The sequence below is a fragment of the Klebsiella sp. CN_Kp113 genome, from assembly GCF_040064585.1.
Lineage (GTDB): Bacteria > Pseudomonadota > Gammaproteobacteria > Enterobacterales > Enterobacteriaceae > Klebsiella > Klebsiella michiganensis.
In genome coordinates this window covers 203,634-223,957 of sequence record NZ_JBEAID010000008.1, presented here as the reverse complement: position 1 = coordinate 223,957, position 20,324 = coordinate 203,634, and the positions used below count along the sequence as shown (strand labels likewise).

19 protein-coding genes are annotated in these 20,324 nt (G+C 55.1%); 9 read left to right on the top strand and 10 right to left on the bottom strand.

From position 1 onward, the window contains the following. Nucleotides 1-277 precede the first annotated feature (277 nt). Complete coding sequence (gene gmhB / locus ABLV30_RS03255) at nucleotides 278-844, bottom strand: D-glycero-beta-D-manno-heptose 1,7-bisphosphate 7-phosphatase (protein ID WP_014837457.1); 567 nt, start codon at nucleotides 842-844, stop codon at nucleotides 278-280. 188 nt (nucleotides 845-1,032) lie between these two features. Here gmhB and metN point away from each other — a divergent pair, with 188 nt between their 5' ends. From metN to ABLV30_RS03220, 7 genes are all read left to right on the top strand, one after another. Beyond that, nucleotides 1,033-2,064, top strand: coding sequence for a methionine ABC transporter ATP-binding protein MetN (gene metN, locus ABLV30_RS03250; RefSeq protein ID WP_004098793.1), 1,032 nt, complete (start codon nucleotides 1,033-1,035; stop codon nucleotides 2,062-2,064). Next, nucleotides 2,057-2,710, top strand: coding sequence for a methionine ABC transporter permease MetI (locus ABLV30_RS03245; RefSeq protein ID WP_004098792.1), 654 nt, complete (start codon nucleotides 2,057-2,059; stop codon nucleotides 2,708-2,710). The genes metN and ABLV30_RS03245 overlap by 8 nt, the downstream gene beginning before the upstream one ends. A 39-nt stretch (nucleotides 2,711-2,749) precedes the next feature. Further along, a complete protein-coding gene (gene metQ, locus ABLV30_RS03240; RefSeq protein WP_004098791.1) occupies nucleotides 2,750-3,565 on the top strand; it encodes a methionine ABC transporter substrate-binding lipoprotein MetQ in 816 nt (271 codons plus the stop codon). A 108-nt stretch (nucleotides 3,566-3,673) separates the two neighbouring features. Continuing rightward, nucleotides 3,674-4,081: an Rcs stress response system protein RcsF gene (gene rcsF, locus ABLV30_RS03235; RefSeq protein ID WP_004098790.1), complete on the top strand. Its 408-nt coding sequence runs from the start codon at nucleotides 3,674-3,676 to the stop codon at nucleotides 4,079-4,081. Beyond that, complete coding sequence (tsaA, locus tag ABLV30_RS03230; protein ID WP_032748069.1) at nucleotides 4,078-4,785, top strand: tRNA (N6-threonylcarbamoyladenosine(37)-N6)-methyltransferase TrmO; 708 nt, start codon at nucleotides 4,078-4,080, stop codon at nucleotides 4,783-4,785. The genes rcsF and tsaA overlap by 4 nt, the downstream gene beginning before the upstream one ends. A gap of 110 nt (nucleotides 4,786-4,895) precedes the next feature. Continuing rightward, nucleotides 4,896-6,614: a proline--tRNA ligase gene (gene proS / locus ABLV30_RS03225; RefSeq protein WP_014837454.1), complete on the top strand. Its 1,719-nt coding sequence runs from the start codon at nucleotides 4,896-4,898 to the stop codon at nucleotides 6,612-6,614. Nucleotides 6,615-6,665: 51 nt separating this feature from the next. After that, complete coding sequence (locus tag ABLV30_RS03220) at nucleotides 6,666-7,487, top strand: YaeF family permuted papain-like enzyme (protein WP_265801437.1); 822 nt, start codon at nucleotides 6,666-6,668, stop codon at nucleotides 7,485-7,487. Here ABLV30_RS03220 and nlpE read toward each other — a convergent pair whose 3' ends face one another. The 3 genes from nlpE to ABLV30_RS03205 are packed head-to-tail and all read right to left on the bottom strand — an operon-like array spanning nucleotide 7,488 to nucleotide 9,186. Further along, entirely contained in the window at nucleotides 7,488-8,210 is a 723-nt protein-coding gene (gene nlpE / locus ABLV30_RS03215; protein WP_025107392.1) for an envelope stress response activation lipoprotein NlpE, read from the bottom strand. 20 nt (nucleotides 8,211-8,230) lie between these two features. After that, nucleotides 8,231-8,644, bottom strand: a complete 414-nt coding sequence (gene arfB / locus ABLV30_RS03210) for an alternative ribosome rescue aminoacyl-tRNA hydrolase ArfB (protein ID WP_128696723.1) — start codon at nucleotides 8,642-8,644, stop codon at nucleotides 8,231-8,233. Beyond that, nucleotides 8,641-9,186 (bottom strand): YaeQ family protein, encoded by a 546-nt coding sequence (locus ABLV30_RS03205; RefSeq protein ID WP_004098780.1) that lies wholly within the window; start codon nucleotides 9,184-9,186, stop codon nucleotides 8,641-8,643. Before ABLV30_RS03205 ends, arfB begins: the two co-directional genes overlap by 4 nt. Before the next feature lie 196 nt (nucleotides 9,187-9,382). Between ABLV30_RS03205 and ABLV30_RS03200 the strand changes: the two genes are divergently transcribed. Together ABLV30_RS03200 and rof are read left to right on the top strand one after the other, a co-directional pair. After that, the gene (locus ABLV30_RS03200) at nucleotides 9,383-9,583 is read left to right on the top strand and encodes a YaeP family protein (protein ID WP_004098778.1); all 201 of its coding nucleotides are present in this window, start codon (nucleotides 9,383-9,385) and stop codon (nucleotides 9,581-9,583) included. Further along, the gene (gene rof / locus ABLV30_RS03195; protein ID WP_004098776.1) at nucleotides 9,570-9,830 is read left to right on the top strand and encodes a Rho-binding antiterminator; all 261 of its coding nucleotides are present in this window, start codon (nucleotides 9,570-9,572) and stop codon (nucleotides 9,828-9,830) included. The genes ABLV30_RS03200 and rof overlap by 14 nt, the downstream gene beginning before the upstream one ends. Nucleotides 9,831-9,845: 15 nt before the next feature. Here rof and tilS read toward each other — a convergent pair whose 3' ends face one another. From tilS to dnaE, 6 genes are all read right to left on the bottom strand, one after another. Beyond that, nucleotides 9,846-11,147, bottom strand: a complete 1,302-nt coding sequence (gene tilS, locus ABLV30_RS03190) for a tRNA lysidine(34) synthetase TilS (protein WP_025107389.1) — start codon at nucleotides 11,145-11,147, stop codon at nucleotides 9,846-9,848. A gap of 69 nt (nucleotides 11,148-11,216) precedes the next feature. Then, a complete protein-coding gene (locus tag ABLV30_RS03185) occupies nucleotides 11,217-11,606 on the bottom strand; it encodes a VOC family protein (protein WP_004098774.1) in 390 nt (129 codons plus the stop codon). Between the two features lie 62 nt (nucleotides 11,607-11,668). Then, complete coding sequence (locus ABLV30_RS03180) at nucleotides 11,669-13,807, bottom strand: lysine decarboxylase LdcC (RefSeq protein WP_128696722.1); 2,139 nt, start codon at nucleotides 13,805-13,807, stop codon at nucleotides 11,669-11,671. 75 nt (nucleotides 13,808-13,882) lie between these two features. Then, on the bottom strand, nucleotides 13,883-15,673 hold the full coding sequence (locus tag ABLV30_RS03175) for a chitinase (RefSeq protein ID WP_014228007.1): 1,791 nt from the start codon (nucleotides 15,671-15,673) through the stop codon (nucleotides 13,883-13,885). A 190-nt stretch (nucleotides 15,674-15,863) separates the two neighbouring features. Further along, entirely contained in the window at nucleotides 15,864-16,823 is a 960-nt protein-coding gene (gene accA, locus ABLV30_RS03170) for an acetyl-CoA carboxylase carboxyl transferase subunit alpha (RefSeq protein ID WP_004137983.1), read from the bottom strand. Between the two features lie 12 nt (nucleotides 16,824-16,835). Beyond that, entirely contained in the window at nucleotides 16,836-20,318 is a 3,483-nt protein-coding gene (gene dnaE / locus ABLV30_RS03165) for a DNA polymerase III subunit alpha (protein WP_014228006.1), read from the bottom strand. Nucleotides 20,319-20,324: the final 6 nt, after the last annotated feature.

The window sequence follows — 20,324 nt, the reverse complement described above, 5'->3', positions numbered from 1 at the left end:
TCCATGTCACTTTGAGTGCCCACACAGATTGTCTGATAAATTGTTAAAGAGCAGTGCAACGCGGCTTTCGCTCACCGTTGCGAGGTGGCGTATATTACGCTTTCCTCTTTCAGAGTCAACCCGTTATTTCAGGATTTTTTCTCTTCAACCGACCCGGTTGTTTGTGAAGTGATTCACATCTGCCGTGTCAGTGGGAGCGCATTATAGGGAGTTATTCGGCGGTGACAAGCGGTAAAATGCAATTTTATTTCAACCGCTCACCTTTTATACATAACGCTTATTTTTGCTGCTTTTTGATAGCATCCGGCAGGTCTGCCAGGCTATTAAGTACCCAATCAGCGGCACTTTCGGCTTCTGGGGTCACCGGCTTGCCGGTGCGCACTAATACTTTCGTGCCGACATTGGCCGCCAGAGCTGCCTGCATATCTTCGACTTTATCGCCAACCATAAAAGAAGCCGCCATATCAATATGCAGATAGTCGCGCGCCGAAATCAGCATCCCCGGATGCGGCTTGCGGCAGTCGCAGGTCTGGCGAAACTCTTCAACGGTTCCCTGCGGGTGGTGCGGACAATAATAGATGCCATCCAGATCAACGCCGCGATCGGCCAGCGACCAGTCCATCCACTCCGTCAGCGTTTCAAACTGCTCTTCAGTAAACTTACCGCGGGCGATACCGGACTGGTTGGTCACCAGCACCAGCGCGTAGCCCATCTCCTTTAATTGACGCATTGCGTCAATGACGCCATCGATAAATTCAAAGTTGTCGATTTCATGGACATAGCCGTGATCGACGTTAATCGTGCCATCACGGTCAAGAAAAATTGCGGGTACTGACATTGCCACCGGTTTGCTCCTGATAAAGGCTAATGCGCGTAGTATCGCATGTTTCCGGACGCAAGAAAGTGCTCATTATACAGAGTCAGATTGATTTAGACGTCTGGATGCCTTAACATCCATTTCATTGACAGGCATCGCCTGGACACGGCAGAAGAAAATGCCACGGCAAACGGCTAAACGATAATAAATAACTGATGATTAAACTTTCGAATATTACCAAAGTGTTCCAGCAGGGAAATCGCAGCATACAGGCGCTGAACGATGTCAGCCTGCATGTCCCCGCCGGGCAAATTTATGGCGTCATCGGCGCTTCCGGCGCGGGTAAAAGTACGTTAATCCGCTGCGTTAACCTGCTCGAACGTCCAACGCAGGGCAGCGTACAGGTGGGCGGTCAGGAACTAACGGCGCTGTCAGAAAAAGAGCTCACTCGCGCTCGTCGCCAGATTGGCATGATCTTCCAGCACTTTAACCTGCTTGCCTCACGCACCGTATTCGGCAACGTGGCGTTGCCTCTGGAGCTCGACAATACGCCGAAAGATGAAATCAAGCGCCGGGTGACCGAGCTGCTCGATCTCGTCGGTCTGGGGGATAAACACGACAGCTATCCGGCAAATCTCTCCGGCGGTCAAAAACAGCGCGTGGCCATCGCCCGTGCGCTGGCGAGCAATCCAAAAGTCCTGCTCTGCGACGAAGCCACCAGCGCTCTGGACCCGGCCACTACGCGTTCGATTCTGGAACTGCTGAAAGATATCAACCGTCGCCTGGGCCTGACGATTTTGCTGATTACCCATGAAATGGATGTCGTCAAACGCATCTGCGATTGCGTTGCCGTTATCAGCAACGGCCAGCTGATTGAACAGGATACGGTGAGTGAGGTCTTCTCTCATCCCAAAACCCCGCTGGCGCAACAGTTTATTCAGTCAACGCTGCACCTTGATATCCCGGATGATTATCAGGCCCGCCTTAAACCTGAAGCGCTTCCCGATAGCGTGCCCATGCTGCGCATGGAGTTTACGGGTCACTCCGTTGATGCCCCGCTTCTTTCTGAGACTGCCCGTCGTTTTAATGTGAATAACAACATTATTAGCGCGCAGATGGATTACGCGGGCGGCGTGAAGTTCGGCATTATGCTCACTGAGATGCACGGCACGCAGGAAGATACCCAGGCCGCAATCGCCTGGCTACAGGAACACCATGTAAAAGTAGAGGTACTGGGATATGTCTGAACCAATGATTTGGCTGCTGGTTCGCGGCGTATGGGAAACGCTGGCCATGACGTTTGTCTCCGGCTTCTTCGGTTTTGTTCTCGGCCTGCCGGTCGGCGTGCTGCTGTACGTCACCCGTCCGGGGCAAATTGTCGCTAATGCGAAGCTCTACCGCACGCTTTCGGCGGTGGTGAATATTTTCCGCTCGATTCCTTTTATTATCCTGCTGGTGTGGATGATCCCATTCACTCGCGTGATCGTTGGCACGTCGATTGGCCTGCAGGCGGCTATCGTTCCGCTGACGGTCGGCGCCGCGCCGTTTATCGCCCGTATGGTGGAAAACGCCCTGCTGGAGATCCCCACCGGCCTTATCGAAGCATCCCGCGCCATGGGCGCAACGCCGATGCAGATCGTGCGTAAGGTTCTGCTGCCGGAAGCGCTGCCGGGCCTGGTGAATGCGGCAACCATCACGCTCATTACGCTGGTCGGCTATTCCGCGATGGGCGGCGCCGTGGGTGCCGGTGGTCTCGGGCAGATTGGCTATCAGTACGGTTATATCGGCTACAATGCAACGGTAATGAATACCGTACTGGTGCTGCTGGTTATTCTGGTGTACTTAATCCAATTCTCAGGCGATCGTATCGTCCGGGCTGTGACTCACAAATAACATTACACACAATACAGAATCTTACAGGAAGGAAATAACATGGCCTTTAATTTCAAAACCTTTGCGGCAGTCGGCGCGTTAATCGGTTCTCTGGCTCTGGTGGGTTGCGGTCAGGACGAAAAAGATCCTAACCATATTAAAGTCGGCGTTATCGTCGGTGCGGAGCAGCAGGTTGCGGAAGTCGCGCAGAAAGTAGCAAAAGAAAAATACGGCCTTGATGTCGAACTGGTGACCTTCAACGACTACGTTCTGCCGAACGAAGCGCTGAGCAAAGGTGATATCGACGTTAACGCCTTCCAGCATAAACCGTATCTTGACCAGCAAATCAAAGATCGCGGCTACAAGCTGGTTTCCGTAGGTAACTCTTTTGTTTACCCGATTGCGGGTTATTCGAAAAAAATCAAATCGCTGGACGAACTGCAGCCGGGCTCTCAGGTCGCGATTCCTAACGATCCCACCAACCTTGGCCGCTCTCTGCTGCTGCTGCAACAGGTTGGCCTGATCAAACTGAAAGAAGGCGTTGGTCTGCTGCCAACCTCTCTGGATATTATTGAAAACCCGAAAAACCTGAAAATTGTTGAGCTGGAAGCCCCGCAGCTGCCGCGCTCTCTGGATGATGCGCAAATCGCTCTGGCGGTTATCAATACTACCTATGCCAGCCAGATTGGCTTAACGCCGGCAAAAGACGGTATTTTCGTGGAAGGTAAAGAGTCTCCGTACGTGAACCTGATTGTCGCTCGCGAAGACAACAAAGATGCGGAAAATGTTAAGAAATTTGTTCAGGCCTATCAGAGTGATGAAGTTTACGAAGCGGCTAACAAAATCTTTAATGGCGGTGCGGTGAAAGGCTGGTAATCTTTTCTCAGCGTAATATCATTCAGGACGGGCTTTATGCCCGTCTTGTCATTTATGCAAGCACCTGATTCAATAGCGCCCTGTTTTATTATTTATTGAGGAAATACTATGCGTGCTTTACCGGTCTGTTTGTTAGCACTCATGTTAAGCGGTTGTTCTATGCTAAGCAGATCTCCCGTCGAGCCTGTACAAAGCACCGTAACCCCGCCTGCCAAATCGGAACCGGCAAAACCGAAAGCGACGCGTCCGGCCCCGGTAAGAATCTATACCGATGCAACAGAATTGGTGGGTAAACCTTTCCGCGAACTCGGCGAAGTCACCGGTGAATCATGCCAGGCCTCGAATCAAGACTCTCCGCCCAATATCCCGACGGCGCGCAAGCGCATGCAGATTAACGCTGCAAAAATGAAAGCCAATGCCGTGCTGCTGCACCGCTGCGAAGTGACCAGCGGAACTCCGGGCTGCTACCGCCAGGCCGTCTGCCTTGGTTCAGCGCTTAACGTTACGGCGCAATGAGTGATTTTCAGTTTGCGCAGATAGGCGTTATTCGCTCGCCCTATAAAGAAAAATTTGCCGTCCCCCGCCAGCCTGGGCTGGTTAAAAACGGCGGCGGCGAATTACATCTTCTGCCCCCCTATAACCAGGCCGATGCCGTACGTGGCCTGGAAAACTTCAGCCATCTGTGGATCCTGTTTGTGTTTCATCAGACCATGGAAGGCGGCTGGCGCCCGACCGTGCGCCCTCCCCGCCTCGGCGGTAATGCGCGGATGGGCGTTTTCGCCACCCGTTCGACCTTTCGTCCTAATCCAATCGGTATGTCGCTGGTCGAGCTAAAAGGTATTCGCTGCCAGAAAGAACACGTCGTTCTGGAACTCGGTAGTCTGGACCTGGTGGATGGTACGCCGGTCGTGGACATCAAACCTTACCTGCCCTTTGCCGAAGCGCTGCCGGAAGCCAGCGCGAGCTACGCGCAGCAGGCACCGCAGGCGGAAGTGGCGGTGAGCTTCACGCCCGAAACAGAAGCCCGGCTTTTAGAACTGGAAAAGCGCTATCCCCGACTTAAGGTGTTTATTAGCGAAGTTCTGGCGCAAGATCCGCGCCCGGCATATCGTAAAGAAGAAGACCCGGGAAAGACCTACGCCGTCTGGCTGCTGGATTTTAACGTGCGCTGGCGGGTGATTTCGTCCGGTTTTGAAGTCTTTTCTCTCGAACCACGCTAATTTTATTTTCCTCTCTTTTGGCATCTTTGCCACACTGGTAAACTAAACCACTTTTTTGTGTCAGGCTGGCTCCCAGCCTGTATCGATCGTCCAAATGGAACCGTAACAACATGCGTACTAGCCAATACCTGCTCTCCACTCTGAAGGAGACACCTGCCGACGCCGAGGTTATCAGCCATCAGCTGATGCTGCGCGCCGGGATGATCCGCAAGCTGGCCTCCGGGTTATATACCTGGCTGCCGACCGGCGTGCGCGTCCTGAAAAAAGTCGAAAACATCGTGCGTGAAGAGATGAATAACGCCGGTGCAATCGAGGTGTTAATGCCGGTAGTTCAGCCCTCTGAGCTGTGGCAAGAGAGTGGTCGTTGGGAACAGTACGGCCCGGAACTGCTGCGTATTGCTGACCGTGGCGAACGTCCGTTCGTACTCGGCCCGACTCATGAAGAAGTGATCACCGACCTGATTCGTAACGAGCTGAGCTCTTACAAACAGCTGCCGCTGAACTTCTATCAGATTCAGACCAAATTCCGTGACGAAGTGCGCCCGCGTTTCGGCGTGATGCGTTCCCGTGAATTCCTGATGAAAGATGCTTACTCTTTCCATACCTCTCAGGAATCTCTGCAGGAAACCTACGACGCGATGTACGCCGCGTACAGCAAAATCTTCAGCCGTATGGGCCTGGATTTCCGTGCGGTACAGGCTGACACCGGTTCTATCGGCGGTAGCGCATCTCACGAATTCCAGGTGCTGGCGCAGAGCGGCGAAGATGACGTGATCTTCTCTGACTCTTCCGACTACGCGGCCAATATTGAGTTCGCCGAAGCCGTTGCGCCGAAAGAGCCGCGCGCGGCCGCCACTCAGGAAATGACGCTGGTCGATACGCCGAACGCCAAAACCATCGCCGAGCTGGTTGAGCAGTTCAATCTGCCGATTGAGAAAACGGTGAAAACCCTGCTGGTCAAAGCGGTAGAAGACAGCAAGTCTCCGCTGATTGCCCTGCTGGTTCGCGGCGATCATGAGCTGAACGAAGTGAAAGCGGAAAAACTGCCGCAGGTCGCCAGCCCGCTGACCTTCGCCACCGAAGAAGAGATCCGCGCGCTGGTGCAGGCGGGTCCTGGTTCTCTGGGCCCGGTTAATATGCCCATTCCGGTGATTATTGACCGTACCGTTGCCGCAATGAGCGATTTCGCCGCGGGCGCGAACATCGACGGGAAACACTACTTCGGCATCAACTGGGATCGCGACGTCGCCACCCCTGAAGTGGCTGATATCCGTAACGTCGTGGCGGGTGACCCGAGCCCGGACGGTAAAGGTACGCTGCTGATTAAACGCGGTATCGAAGTGGGCCACATCTTCCAGCTGGGTACCAAGTACTCTGAAGCGATGAAAGCCTCCGTACAGGGCGAAGATGGCCGTAACCAGATCCTGACGATGGGCTGCTACGGTATCGGTGTGACGCGCGTGGTGGCGGCCGCCATTGAGCAGAACTTTGACGATCGCGGGATTCTGTGGCCGGAAGCTATCGCCCCGTTCCAGGTTGCGATTCTGCCGATGAACATGCATAAATCCTACCGCGTGCAGGAGCTGGCCGAGAAGCTGTACGCAGAGCTGAGCGCGCTGGGTATCGACGTGCTGATGGACGACCGTAAAGAGCGTCCGGGCGTGATGTTCGCCGATATGGAGCTTATCGGTATTCCGCACACCATCGTGCTGGGCGACCGTAACCTCGACAACGACGATATCGAATATAAATATCGTCGCAGCGGCGAGAAGCAGCTGATTAAAACCGGCGATATCGTGAATTACCTGGTACAACAAATTAAAGGTTAACGCCAAAAGAGGCTCTGGTTTCAGAGCCTCTTTTTTACAAGGATTGTAATCATGGCTAAACAACGGGCAAATTATGTCCTGCTTTTTCCCGCATTGTTTTTACTTTCGGCCTGCACGGTAGACGTCAGCCGGTCCGCGCCTTCCGCTTCCGCTATTAAGCCACCATCGCAGCAATGGGCAGTTAAACTTCAGCGCCAGAGCTCGGTGGCTAATAACACGCTGACTGAAATTAACGCACAAGGCCTGCTCCCCGGCGATCTCCTTTTCTCTTCCAGCATTGGCGTGACGTCCCTGGGGATTCGTGCTTTTAGCACATCGTCCGTTAGCCATGTTGCTATCTATATCGGTGATAACCAGGTTGCAGAAGCAACCGGCGCTGGGGTGCAGATTATTCCGCTCCAGCAAGCAATGCAGCACAGCGATAAGCTGTTTGCCCTAAGAGCGCCTGACCTCACGCCGCAACAGGCCGCAGGCATTAAAAATTTCGCCTATAAAAACAGAAACAGCGGCTATAACTATCGCGGCATCATTGAATTTGTGCCCTTTATGGTAACCAAACAGCTCTGCTCCCTGAATCCCTTTTCGAAAGATTTCCGCCAGCAGTGCGTGAATGGCCTGGCCAAAGCGCAGCTTAGCGATGCCGTTTCCGGGGACAAAAAAATGTGGTTTTGTTCTGAGTTTGTCAGCGATGCCTTCGCGAAGGCCGGACACCCGCTGACCCTGGCTCAACCGGGCTGGATTAGCCCATCAGACCTGCTTCATATGCGTGAGGGGGACGTGGCAAACTTTAAGCCCGAAACACAATTGCAGTATATCGGGCATCTTAAATTGGGAATTTATATCAAGACAAGCCGTCTCGTAGGACTCAATTAACTAACGAGAATTGCAGTCTTCTTTTTGATAAAACTTGCCTGGTGAATCCACCGCCAGAACTTTAACCGGCGCTCCCGAATCCGGGTTCGCTTCCAGCGTAAAGTGCCCCTCGACCACCAGCAGCACCGGGCGAGTATCCGTTCCGCGCGCCGCGGCATAATCACGCTCGAGCTGCGCGTTATTCGCGACTGCCACTCGCTTGCCGGTTGCGCAATCGGTAAAGGTCGCGGCATCCGCCATATAGAAGTACATTCCGCGCATCGCCATTGGCGTGATGGGCAGGCTGGATTTGACTGACTCAAGCGTATAGTTCAGCGTAGACTCGATGGGATTACCGTCGCGATCGAGCATTTCCAGCTTGTCGCCCTTCGCCCGATAGTAAGACTTCTCGCCTTTGCTGTCGGTCAGCACCAGCTTATCGGCCGTGCGCGCCCAGGTGCCATAGGAAGCAAAGGAGGAAGGCTCGCGACTGACGCCCTGATACCGCTCGTTCATCACCCAGGTGCCGTCTTTCTCAAGAAAGAGCGAAGTTTCGATACCTTCGCAGTCGGCACACGGCAGCACGCCGCGCCAGCTCTGCTGCATCGGCTTTAGCTCTTCCATCGGCGCCGGTTGTAGCGTGTCCATCTCCGCGCGATGGTTACAGCCGAATAGGGCAAAAAGCGAGCATGCCGCCACGACTGAAAATACGATTTTCTTCACTGTAAATTCCTTATTATCCATTCCACCGGTTCGCCATGCCTTTAATGACGAACTTTCCCACGCAGCGCCTTAACTGAGGATTTTTGCGCCTTTGAGGCAAGCCGGCGCTCTTTTGACGCTCTGGTCGGCAGCGTCTCCCGGCGGCGCTTCTGCACTGCGGTTAATTCTTGTATTAAGGCAACCAGACGCGCAATCGCCGCTTCGCGATTCATCTCCTGGCTGCGATATTCCTGAGCCTTAATGATAACCACACCCTCGGCAGAAATTAAGTGATGGCTGGAGGTAAGCAGACGTTCCTTATAATACTCGGGCAGGCTCGATGCCTTAATATCAAAGCGCAAATGGATAGCCGTCGATGCTTTATTGACATGCTGACCGCCCGCCCCCTGGGCGCGTATCCCGGAAAGCGAGACCTCGTCATCCGCAATCGCCACGCTGCGGCTAATCGTAATCATGCGGATGTTTGCCAGGCCGTTAAATGAATTTCCAGATTATTCTTAGCGTCAGATAACCAGATAGCGCCATCCTGGATAGTCGCCTGTAGCGACATTGTCCGATCGGCAAAAGCACTGAGCTGCGCCAGCTGAGTATCATCTAAATACCATACGGTTAGCTTTGAAAACTGTGCCATTTTGCTTTTATTTTGCTGCCACCAGATTTCTGCCGCCCGGCTATTATAGGCAAACAGCGCCACCTCTTGCGCCCGCGAACAGGCTTTTTTAATCCGCCGTTCGTCCGGCAGCCCCAGTTCAATCCATAGATCAACGCCCAGATGATCGTTTAGCAGCCAGAGTTCAGCTTCATCATCGGAAGACAGACCGCGGGTAAACTGCAGACGCTCGTCGGCGTATTTCATCCACGCCAGCAGGCGCAGCATCATGCGCTCCTGGGTTTCTGACGGATGCTGGGCAAGCGTCAAACTGGCATCCAGAAACTGGTTGCGGTCCAGGTCGGCCACGTTCACCGTCGCTTTATAAATCGTCGCTTTCAGCGCCATGAGGAAACTCCTGATAAAAATGGCGTTCATTGTAGCGAAACTGGCGGCAAAAGGCTGTCAGCAATCGCAGGATCCCCTTTCATCCTGCTGATATTGCTTAAATGACTATGGTATAGTCACCTTGCTAAACAGAGTTTATCTTCGTAGGCTTAAACTTACATCCCACGGTTAAGTCAGAACGCTGACAGGAGGGCATGTGGACAAATATTGTGAGTTAATACGCAAGCGGTATGCGGAAATAGCCAGCGGGGACCTTGGGTATATCCCGGATGCGCTAGGTTGCGTGTTGAAAGTATTGAATGAGGTTGCGGCGGATCAGGCCCTTGCTGAGTCAGTCAGGGAAAAGGCCGCATATGCGGCGGCAAACTTACTGGTGAGCGATTATGTCAATGAATGATACTTATCAACCCATCAATTGCGATGATTATGACAACCTCGAACTTGCCTGTCAGCACCATCTGGTCCTGGCGCTGGAGCTCAAAGATGGCGAACAGCTGCAAGCGAAGGCCAACGATCTTATCTCGCGCAAAAATATCGAGTATCTCGTCGTGGAGCTCGCCGGTGACGTCCGCGAACTGCGCCTGGATAAAATCGCCAGCTTCAGCCATCCGGAAATCGGTACGGTAGTGGTCAGCGAGTCCTGAAGCAAAACGGGTGGCTCAGCCGCCCGTTTTCATCCACATCATCTGCACGCCTTCACCTTCCTGAACTTTCCCATCGACGGTAATAAACAGACCATCGGCTGCAGCGATAAGCGTTTCGCCGTAAAACAGCAGCGGCGTGGTATCGCGCCGCCAGGGCGCAACGTTGAGCTCCTGCCAGATTTTCTTCAGCTTGCGGCCGCCCTGGCGACCGACGATATGCAGATTACCGCTGGCGCGGAAACGAATAGTGACCGCTTCATCCTGGCGCGGGCCGCGTAACGGGCCGCCGGCCAGGAGCTTCAGTTCGCCAAGGCCGTCGGGTAACGGCAGCGGTCTGGCAATATCGCGCCACGCCAGCACCGTCTCGCTCTGTCCGGGGAGATATTTCACCCAGTGCAGCCGTTGCTGATAGCGACGAACGGCGAAGTGGCCAAGGCGCAGACAGGGATACGCATCCTCGCGCGCCATCGCCACTTCACGCCAGATACGCTCCGGCATCTCGCGCGAAGGCATCGGCGCATTGAGCCCAGCCAGCCAGCGGCGCAGCAGCGCGGCCCGACGCGGCGCGCTCATGGCCGCCAACGGTTCGATAGTCAACGCGCCATCCTCCGCCACCAGCGTTGCCAGCTCCGCCGCGAGCATTTCATCCAGCAGCTTTTCCTGCTCGCCGCACAGGCTGGCGCTGCGCGCTACGGCCTCGGCGAAGTGCGGCCAGCGAGCGCTAAGCAGCGGAACAATTCGCAGGCGGAGAAAATTGCGATCGTAGGCGTCGTCCTGGTTACTTTCGTCTTCAATCCAGCTGAGCTGATGGGCTATCGCCCACCGGTGCAGGGAGTCGCGGCTTTCGTTAAGCAGCGGACGCAGCAGTTTCGTCCCGGCAAAATCGGACTCGCCGGCCATCGCCGAAAGCCCGGTTGGGCCGCTCCCCCGCTTAAGCGCCAACAGAAAGGTTTCACACTGGTCGTCAAGATGCTGTGCCGTCACCAGCGCTTCGCCGGGTAATAGCGCCGAACGGAAAGCCTGATAGCGCGCCTGACGCGCGTGGGCCTCAATCCCCAGCCCCTCATCGGCGAGCGCCACCCGTTCAACCAAAAGCGGTACCTGCCACTGCTGGCATATTTGTCGGCAGTGCGCCACCCAATCGTCGGCGTTCGCGCTGAGGCCGTGGTGAATATGCATCGCCCGCAGCTGAACGGTAGGATCCTGTTCGCGCCAGCAAACCAGGCGATACAGGAGCACGCTCGAATCCAGCCCGCCGCTAAAGGCCACTAAAAAATGGCGGTGCGGCTGTAGCGTTTGCGCCATGTCTGGGATCATCATCATGAGAGTACTAACTGAGGAAAGCGTGTCCGGCACGTTACCCGGCAGAACACGCTCTGACAAGAATTACTGCTGATAAATCTCCAGCGGTAGCCCGTCCGGATCGTTAAAAAAGGTGAATCGTTTACCGGTGAAGGGGTCGATACGAACGCCTTCACAGGCCACGCCGTGGGCCTCAAGATGCGCAACGGCGGCATCGACATCATCAACGCTAAACGCCAGATGGCGCAGCCCGCAGGCTTCGGGGCGGCTCGGACGCGCAGGAGGAAACGGGAATGAAAAGAGTTCAATAACATATTCGCCATTTAGCGCCAGATCGCCCTTCCATGAATCGCGCTCCTGGCGATAGAACTCGCCCTGCAGGGTGAACCCCAGAATGTCGCAGTAGAAGGCTTTACTCTTCGCATAATCCGTCGCAATGATGGCGATATGGTGAACCCGTTTTAAACCCAGCATGGTACAACTCCTCCAGTTGAAGCCAACAACGTTACTCGTTCAGTTCGTGAGTGCGCAAGCGCTTAGTCATTTTTTAAGACTCGAACCCAGTACACGCCGTCTTCATCGCGTTTCGCGCCGTGGATATCGGTTTCGAAACCCGGATAGTGGCGGCCGATGGAGCACAGCATAAGCAGGAAATTGAGCACCGCGCGGCTCTCTTCGGCGATCATCTCGCCGGGCATCAGCAGCGGCACGCCGGGCGGGTACGGTAGGATCATATTCGCTGAAATACGCCCGACCAGATTCTCCAGTTCAATGGTTTCCACTTCGCCTTTAATCTGCCGCTGCCAGGCCTGATGCGGCGTCATTTTCATCTCCGGCAGGACGTCGAAAGCGCTAAGCATCAGCTGCGAGAGCTGGTGCTGGCGAATCAGACGATGAATACCCTGAGCCAGATCCTGAATACGCATGTTGCGGTAAAAATCCGGATCTTCGGCGTACAGATCCGGCAGCATGTTTTTCACCCGTAAATTGAGATCGTAAGCGCGTTTGAACTCGGTCAATCCGCGCAGCAGCCCCATCGCCCGGGTTTTATCTATACCGATACTGAACAGGAACAGCAGGTTGTACGGCCCGGTTTTTTCTACCACCACGCCGCGCTCATCAAGGAACTTCGCCACCAGCGCGGCCGGAATGCCTTCGCTATCCATGTTGCCCTGCTCGTCCATACCGGGCGTCAGAATGGTGACTTTCACCGGATCGAGGAACATATGGTCGTCATCGGCGTCCTGAAAGCCATGCCACCTTTCTCCGGGTGAAACCGGCCAGCACTGCGCTTCCCCCACCTCTTCCGGCTGCCAGATATCAAAAAACCAGCCGTCAGACTCTTCGCGCAACCGCTGCACCTCTTTACGAAAATCCAGCGCCCGCTCAATCGAACGCTGAATCAGTCGTCTGCCGAAGTTGCCGCGCAGCATGGCGGCAGCCGTCTCAATGGAGGCAACGATCGGGTAGCTCGGGGAGGTCGAGGTGTGCATCATAAAGGCTTCATTGAAGGTATCTTCATCATAGCTGCCTTTAATATGAATCAGCGAAGCCTGCGATAGCGCGGCCAGCATTTTATGCGTCGACTGCGTTTCAAAGATCACTTTCCCCACAATGCGATCGCCGCTCATCCCGCTTTTACCCTGATAGATCGGATGAAAATGGGTATAGGGCACCCAGGCGGAATCAAAGTGGATTGACGGTACGTCGAGGGTCTCTTTGATCCAGGTGGTGTTATACAGCAGTCCGTCATAGGTGGAGTTGGTGATCACCGCATGCACAGGCCACCCGGCGCCGCCTGTCGCATTAACCTTTTGCTGAATACTGTCGCGGGTAAATTCGCGCTTGGGTATGCCGCCGAGGATCCCTAGCGCATTGCGCGTCGGCTTTAGCCACAGCGGCACCACGTCGCTCATCATCAGTAAATGAGCCAACGATTTATGGCAGTTGCGATCGATAAGCAGGGTGCTGCCCGCCGGAGCGGAATACATACCGACAATCTTATTTGACGTCGAGGTTCCGTTGGTCACCATATAGCTCTGTTCGGCGCCGAATGCGCGGGCAATATACTCTTCCGCCTCCAGATGCGGACCGCTATGATCGAGCAGCGATCCCAGCTCCGTCACGGAAATAGAGACGTCGGCCTTTAGGGTATTCCCGCCAAAGAAATCATAAAACAGACAGCCCACCGGACTTTTTTGATATGCCGAGCCGCCCATATGCCCGGGGGTACAGAAAGTATATTTCCCCTCCTGCACATAGTTGAACAAGGCTTTGGTAAACGGCGGGGTTATGTTGTCGAGGTATTCACGGGTGTATTGACCGATGCGGGTAGCGATCTCTTCCGCCAGCCCCAGCGCGTATTCAAAGAACCATAGCGTCATGCGCAGGTCCTGGCTGCTGACGTCCATCGTCGAATGGGCGTTGATAAATGCGTACAGCGGCAGATATTCATTTAAGCAATTAATATCGCTGCACAGATCAACGCTGTATTCATCCCAGTCAAAAATAACCCCGCAGATCCGCGGATTATGCTCGATAAATTGCAAAAGATCGGCGCTATTTTGCGGCCAGATGGTCTGGAAACCTTGCCGTTGCAGGGCGGCTTCCAGTTCTTTGATCGGTTCGTCTTTATAATAGACGCCGTGGGGACCCATGATCGCAATGATATTCACGCTTTCCTCCTGAATTTACCTAAGGAAAGCATCATATCACCCCGCCAGCGCTAAGCACTGGCGGATTTATCTCTATTACAGCGCTTTCCACGCATCGCCCCAGGCAATGCCTGCGCCGGGCTCATAGTAGGTCGGCGCCACGTTGCACCACGCCCCTTCAGGTAGCGGTTTACACTGATACAGCGCGCCGTGGTTATTAACGATATCGCCCGCTTTCCAGGTCTGGGTACTGCTCCAGGAAGGATAGCTGATGGTGTCGCTGTCTTTGCCATCGGTCGTTTCATCCGCAGCAGCAGCTTTAGCCTTCACGTTCAGGGTGTACGTTGCGGTGCTGGACAAGGTCCCGTCGCTTACCGTCAGGCTCACCACATATTGCGCATCGCGATCTTTTTCCGGAGCGGTAAAGGTGATAACGGCTTTATCCTGTCCGCTGATAGTCTGGCCGTCCTGCGACATCCAGGTATAGGTGAGCTTATCGCCATTCGCATCGGTAGAGCCCTCCGCGCTCAGGGAAACCCTGGCGCCCGCTTCGATAGCGCCAATCGGACCGGCGATACGCGCAACCGGCGCCACGTTAGTTTCCTGCGCAGGCGTGGTATCGTCAGGCGTCGCCGGGGTGGTATCCTCGGCCTGGCCGGTGTCGTCGATGATATTGACGTTGAAGTGGCTCTGGACGCACTTCGCATAGTCACCTTGTTTAAAGGCGCTATACGGCGTCTGGTAGCCCACCAGCTGGCAGGCGTTAGTCTTGCCGTCAGCGGTGTCCGGGCTCCATCCCCAATCCTCTTCCCAGTAAATCGGTAACGCGCCCGCGCCGCCTTCATCGAACTGCTTCATATTCTTACAGCCGAGAACTTCATCATCAGCAATCGGCACTTTCAGGTAGTTTGCGAACTCTTTGTAGTAGGCAATACGGTTCAGAGACTGCGCGTTCTCTTCCGCCCCGCCGCACTCGACGCCGCCGTTGATAATTTGAATGGTGACCCCAAAGCCTTCAACCAGGCCATTCGCTTTATCATGATCGTTTGGTACCCAGGTTCCGTCGATGACGTGCAGCATAGAGGGCTTCGGCGGCTGCGGGTAAACGAAGAAGAACACCGCGCTCGCCAGGTTCATCCAGGTATCCGCCACCCGCTCCGGTTTATCCAGCAGAGGACGAACGTCGCCATCGTACATGGCATCGGAGAACGGGCCGTAGTTGTAGTTATAGGAGAGCTGTTTTGCGCCGCGGCCAAAGTAGCTCAGGTAGTCGCCGTCTTTATCTTTACCGCAGGGCCAGGTCTGTCCCTGCCAGATATCCGGGTTACACTCCCCGTTGTAGCCGCCTTTCTGACCTTCAACCCAGCCCACTTCACGGAGATAAACCAGCGCCTGGCGCCACTCGGGAATATCGCGCCAGCTTTCGTGGCCGCCGGTTTCCTGAGCAAAGTGGGCAAACATGGTTGCCAGAGATTTACGGCATATGGCATCGCTATCGCGTCCGTCGGTATAGGTCCCGCAAACCGCAGGGAATTTACCAATAGCTTTCAGAAAGTTAGAGTAGGTATATTCTGCCGCGCGCATCGGGAACAGATATTCCCAATCCTTTTCGGACAGAATGCTTTCCACGCGCTTCACGTTTGCCGGGTTAGTCGCCAGACCCGGCTCGATTTTTTCAACTTCGCTGTTCGGCAGCGTTTGAATCGATGATTTTACCGATGTCATGAGCGGAAAGTCGGTTAAGGCTTTTTCTTTCGCGGCCAGGTCACTCGCCTTGATGGTTGTCGCTTCCGTTGCGCCAAGCAACGGTGTGGCCTGTGCGGCCCCCAGGCTTAACATGATCCCTGCGGCCACGGCGCTTAATGCGACGGTTTTGTGCAATGCCATAGTATTTCTCCTTTATCCTTGTTAACGGCCTGCCGGGTCGCAATCCCTGGCAGTTGCTGCAGTTTCAGGAGAGATCGGCATCATCGGCTAATCACATTAGCTCTTATTCATCTCATCTCGTCTCAGTAAACAACACATAAAAAAAGGGCCGGAAAATCCGGCCCTTAGGGATAAAAAATGAGTCAGATAATCAGGCGTAGCCGTAGCTCATCAGACGCTGATAGCGACGGTTCAGCAGCTCTTCTTCACTCAGAACATCGAGGTCAGCCAGATCGGCCAGCAGCTGCGCTTTCAGAGAGGCGGCCATGACTTCCGGATTACGATGCGCGCCGCCCAGCGGCTCAGGAATGATGGAGTCAATCAGCTTCAGCTCTTTCAGACGCGGGGCAACAATCCCCATCGCTTCGGCGGCCAGCGGCGCTTTATCGGCGCTTTTCCACAAAATGGAGGCACAGCCTTCCGGGGAGATAACGGAATAGGTGCTGTACTGCAGCATATTCACTTTATCGCCCACGCCGATTGCCAGCGCGCCGCCGGAACCACCTTCACCGATAACGGTGCAGATAACCGGGACGCTCAGACGCGACATTTCACGCAGGTTGCGGGCAATCGCTTCAGACTGGCCGCGCTCTTCCGCACCGACGCCCGGGTAGGCGCCCGGGGTGTCGATGAAGGTGATGATCGGCATTTTAAAGCGTTCGGCCATTTCCATCAGGCGCAGTGCCTTACGATAGCCTTCCGGCGCCGGCATACCGAAGTTGCGGCGAATTTTCTCTTTGGTTTCGCGCCCTTTCTGGTGGCCGATAATCATTACCGGACGCCCGTCCAGACGCGCAATCCCGCCGACGATAGCTTTATCGTCAGCATAGGCACGGTCACCGGCCAGTTCGTCGAATTCGTCGAAAGCCAGGCGGACATAATCCAGGGTGTACGGGCGACGTGGATGGCGCGCCAGTTGCGCAACCTGCCATGCACCAAGATCGGCGAAGATCTTGCGCGTCAGCTCTACGCTCTTTTCACGCAGGCGATGCACTTCTTCATCGATATTAATATCCAGTTTCTCATCCTGGCGGCTAACCGCAGTCAGAGAATCGATTTTCGCTTCCAGCTCTGCAATCGGCTGTTCAAAATCAAGGAAATTCAGACTCATAGTATTCCTGTATTAGTCAAACTCCAGTTCCACCTGCTCCGAGCCGATAAGGCCACGCAGATCGTTAAGTAAACGATCGCTCGGAGAGACGCGCCATGTTGCGCCAAAACGCAACCGCGCGCGTGCATCCGCCCTCTGATAATAGAGGTGTACTGGAATAGTTCCCGAACGGTGGGGTTCCAGAGACTGACGGAGTCGGTTTAAAAGCTGGTCATCAATTTGCCTGTCCGTCAGCGAGATAGCAAGCCCGCGAGCATATTTTTCCCGGGCTTCGTCAATGTCCATGACTTCACGAGCGGTCATTTTAAGCCCCCCGCTGAAGTCATCAAAGCTGACCTGTCCGCTGACGATAAGTATGCGGTCTTTTTCCAGCAGCTGCTGGTATTTATCCAGGGCGTCGGTGAACAACATCACCTCCAGACGCCCGGAACGGTCATCCAGCGTGCAGATGCCGATACGATTGCCGCGCTTGGTGACCATGACCCGCGCGGCAATAACGAGCCCGGCCGCCGTGGTCACTTTACCACGATCGGTCGGATGCATGTCTTTGAGTCGTACGCCGCCTACGTAGCGCTCGATCTCTTTCAAGTACTGGTTAATCGGATGCCCGGTCAGATACAGCCCCAGGGTCTCCCTTTCGCCATCCAGCACGACCTGTTCCGGCCACGGCTGGCAGCTGGCGTAGGACTGTTCAATTTGCTCAGGCTCTTCCGCCAGTACGCCGAACATGTCCGCCTGACCGATAGCTTCGGCTTTGGCGTGCTGATCGGCGGCTTTTAGCGCATCGCCCAGTGAATTCATTAACGCCGCGCGATGCGGCCCGAGGCGATCGAAGGCCCCGGACATAATCAGTTTTTCCAGCACCCGGCGGTTGAGCTTTTTAATATCCGTACGCGCGCAGAGATCGAACAGTTCGCGGAAATAGCCGCCCTGATTACGGGCTTCAATGATCGCTTCTATCGGACCTTCGCCGACGCCTTTGATGGCGCCGATACCATAAACGATTTCGCCATCGTCGTTAACGTGAAAATGGTACAGGCCGGAGTTAATATCCGGCGGCAGGATTTTCAGCCCCATCCGCCAGCACTCATCCACCAGGCCGACGACCTTCTCGGTGTTATCCATATCCGCGGTCATTACCGCCGCCATAAATTCAGCCGGATAGTGCGCCTTCAGCCACAGCGTCTGATAGGACACTAAAGCATAAGCGGCAGAGTGCGATTTGTTAAATCCATAACCGGCGAACTTCTCTACCAGGTCAAAGATTTTAATCGCCAGTTCGCCGTCAACGCCGCGCTTTCTCGCCCCTTCTTCAAAGGTGCCGCGCTGCTTGGCCATCTCTTCCGGCTTTTTCTTACCCATCGCACGACGCAGCATATCCGCGCCGCCGAGGGTATAGCCGGAAAGCTCCTGGGCAATCTGCATGACCTGTTCCTGGTACAGGATAATGCCATAGGTTGGCTCCAGTACCGGTTTCAGACATTCGTGCTGCCACTGTACGTCCGGATACGATATCTCTTCGCGACCGTGCTTACGGTCGATAAAGTTATCCACCATTCCCGACTGCAGCGGCCCCGGTCGGAACAGGGCCACCAGAGCGATCATATCTTCAAAGCAGTCAGGCTGCAGACGCTTGATCAGATCCTTCATACCGCGCGATTCAAGCTGGAAGACGGCGGTGGTTTCCGAACGCTGCAGCATGTCGAAGCTTTTTTTATCGTCCAGCGGGATAGCGGCAATATCCAGCGGCCCCTCGCCGTTCTTCTCGCGACGGGCGTTGATCATCTCCAGCGCCCAGTTAATGATGGTGAGCGTACGCAGACCGAGGAAGTCGAATTTCACCAGCCCGGCATATTCAACGTCGTTCTTATCAAACTGGGTAACCGGATGCTGGCCCGCTTCATCGCAGTACAGAGGGGCAAAATCGGTTATTTTGGTGGGCGCAATCACCACCCCGCCCGCATGTTTACCGGCGTTACGGGTGACCCCTTCGAGCTTACGCGCCATGTCGATCAGCGCTTTAACCTCTTCGTCCGCCTCGTAAATCTCCGGCAGCTGCGGCTCGGCTTCAAACGCTTTCGCCAGCGTCATGCCCGGATCGGGCGGTACCAGCTTGGAGATGCGGTCCACAAAGCCGTACGGGTGGCCCAGCACGCGGCCAACGTCGCGAATAACCGCTTTCGCCGCCATGGTGCCGAAGGTAATAATCTGCGAGACCGCATCGCGACCGTACATGTCCGCGACGTGTTCAATCACCTGGTCGCGCTTCTCCATACAGAAGTCAACGTCGAAGTCGGGCATGGAGACACGTTCCGGGTTAAGGAAACGTTCGAACAGCAGGTCGAACTCCAGCGGATCGAGGTCGGTAATTTTCAGCGCATAGGCCACCAGCGATCCGGCGCCGGAACCACGTCCCGGCCCTACCGGCACGCCGTTATCCTTCGACCACTGGATAAACTCCATAACGATCAGGAAGTAGCCCGGGAACCCCATCTGGTTAATCACCTGCAGCTCAATATCCAGGCGTTCATCATATTCAGGACGGCGTTTAGCCCGTTCATCCGGATCGGGGAACAGGAATTCCAGACGCTCTTCCAGACCCTCTTTGGATTTCTTAACCAGATAATCTTCGGTGGTCATATCCCCCGTCGGGAACTGCGGCAGGAAGTACTCGCCAAGGCGCACGGTCACGTTACAGCGTTTGGCGATCTCCACGGTGTTTTGCAGCGCTTCGGGAATATCGGAAAAGAGCTCGCACATCTCCTCTTCGCTGCGCATATACTGCTGCGGCGAGTAGTTGCGCGGACGCTTGGGATCGTCGAGGGTAAAGCCGTCGTGGATAGCCACGCGGATTTCATGGGCGTCGAAGTCGCCCGGCTCAAGGAAGCGAACATCGTTGGTCGCCACCACCGGTAGGCCGCGGGTTTCCGCCAGTTCTACCGCCGCATGCAGGTAGGGCTCTTCATCCTGACGGCCGGTGCGAATGAGCTCAAGGAAGTAGCAATCAGGGAAATGTTGTTCATAAAAATCAACGCACTGATCCACCAGCGCCATGTTTCCGCGCAGCAGGCTACGACCCACGTCGCCCATACGCCCGCCGGAGAGCAAAATCAGCCCTTCTTTTAATTCGATCAGCCAGTCGCGATCGATAATCGGGCCTGCCGCGCCATAGCCGCGCTGATAGGCTTTGGAGATCAGCAGCGTCAGGTTTTGATAGCCAGCGTTGTTCGCCGCCAGTACCGTCAGCTGGCTCAGTTCATCGCCAAGCAGATCGCTCTGAACGTGGAAATCGGCCCCGACGATGGGTTTAATTCCGGCACCGTGCCCTGCTCCGTAGAACTTCACCAGCCCGCAAAGGTTGGTAAAATCAGTGATCGCCAGCGCAGGCATGCCGAGCGCGGCCGCCTTTTTTACCAACGGTCCGGTTTTCGCCAGACCATCGATCATGGAATAGTCGCTGTGCACCCGCAGGTGTACGAAACGTGGTTCAGCCATCTTCAG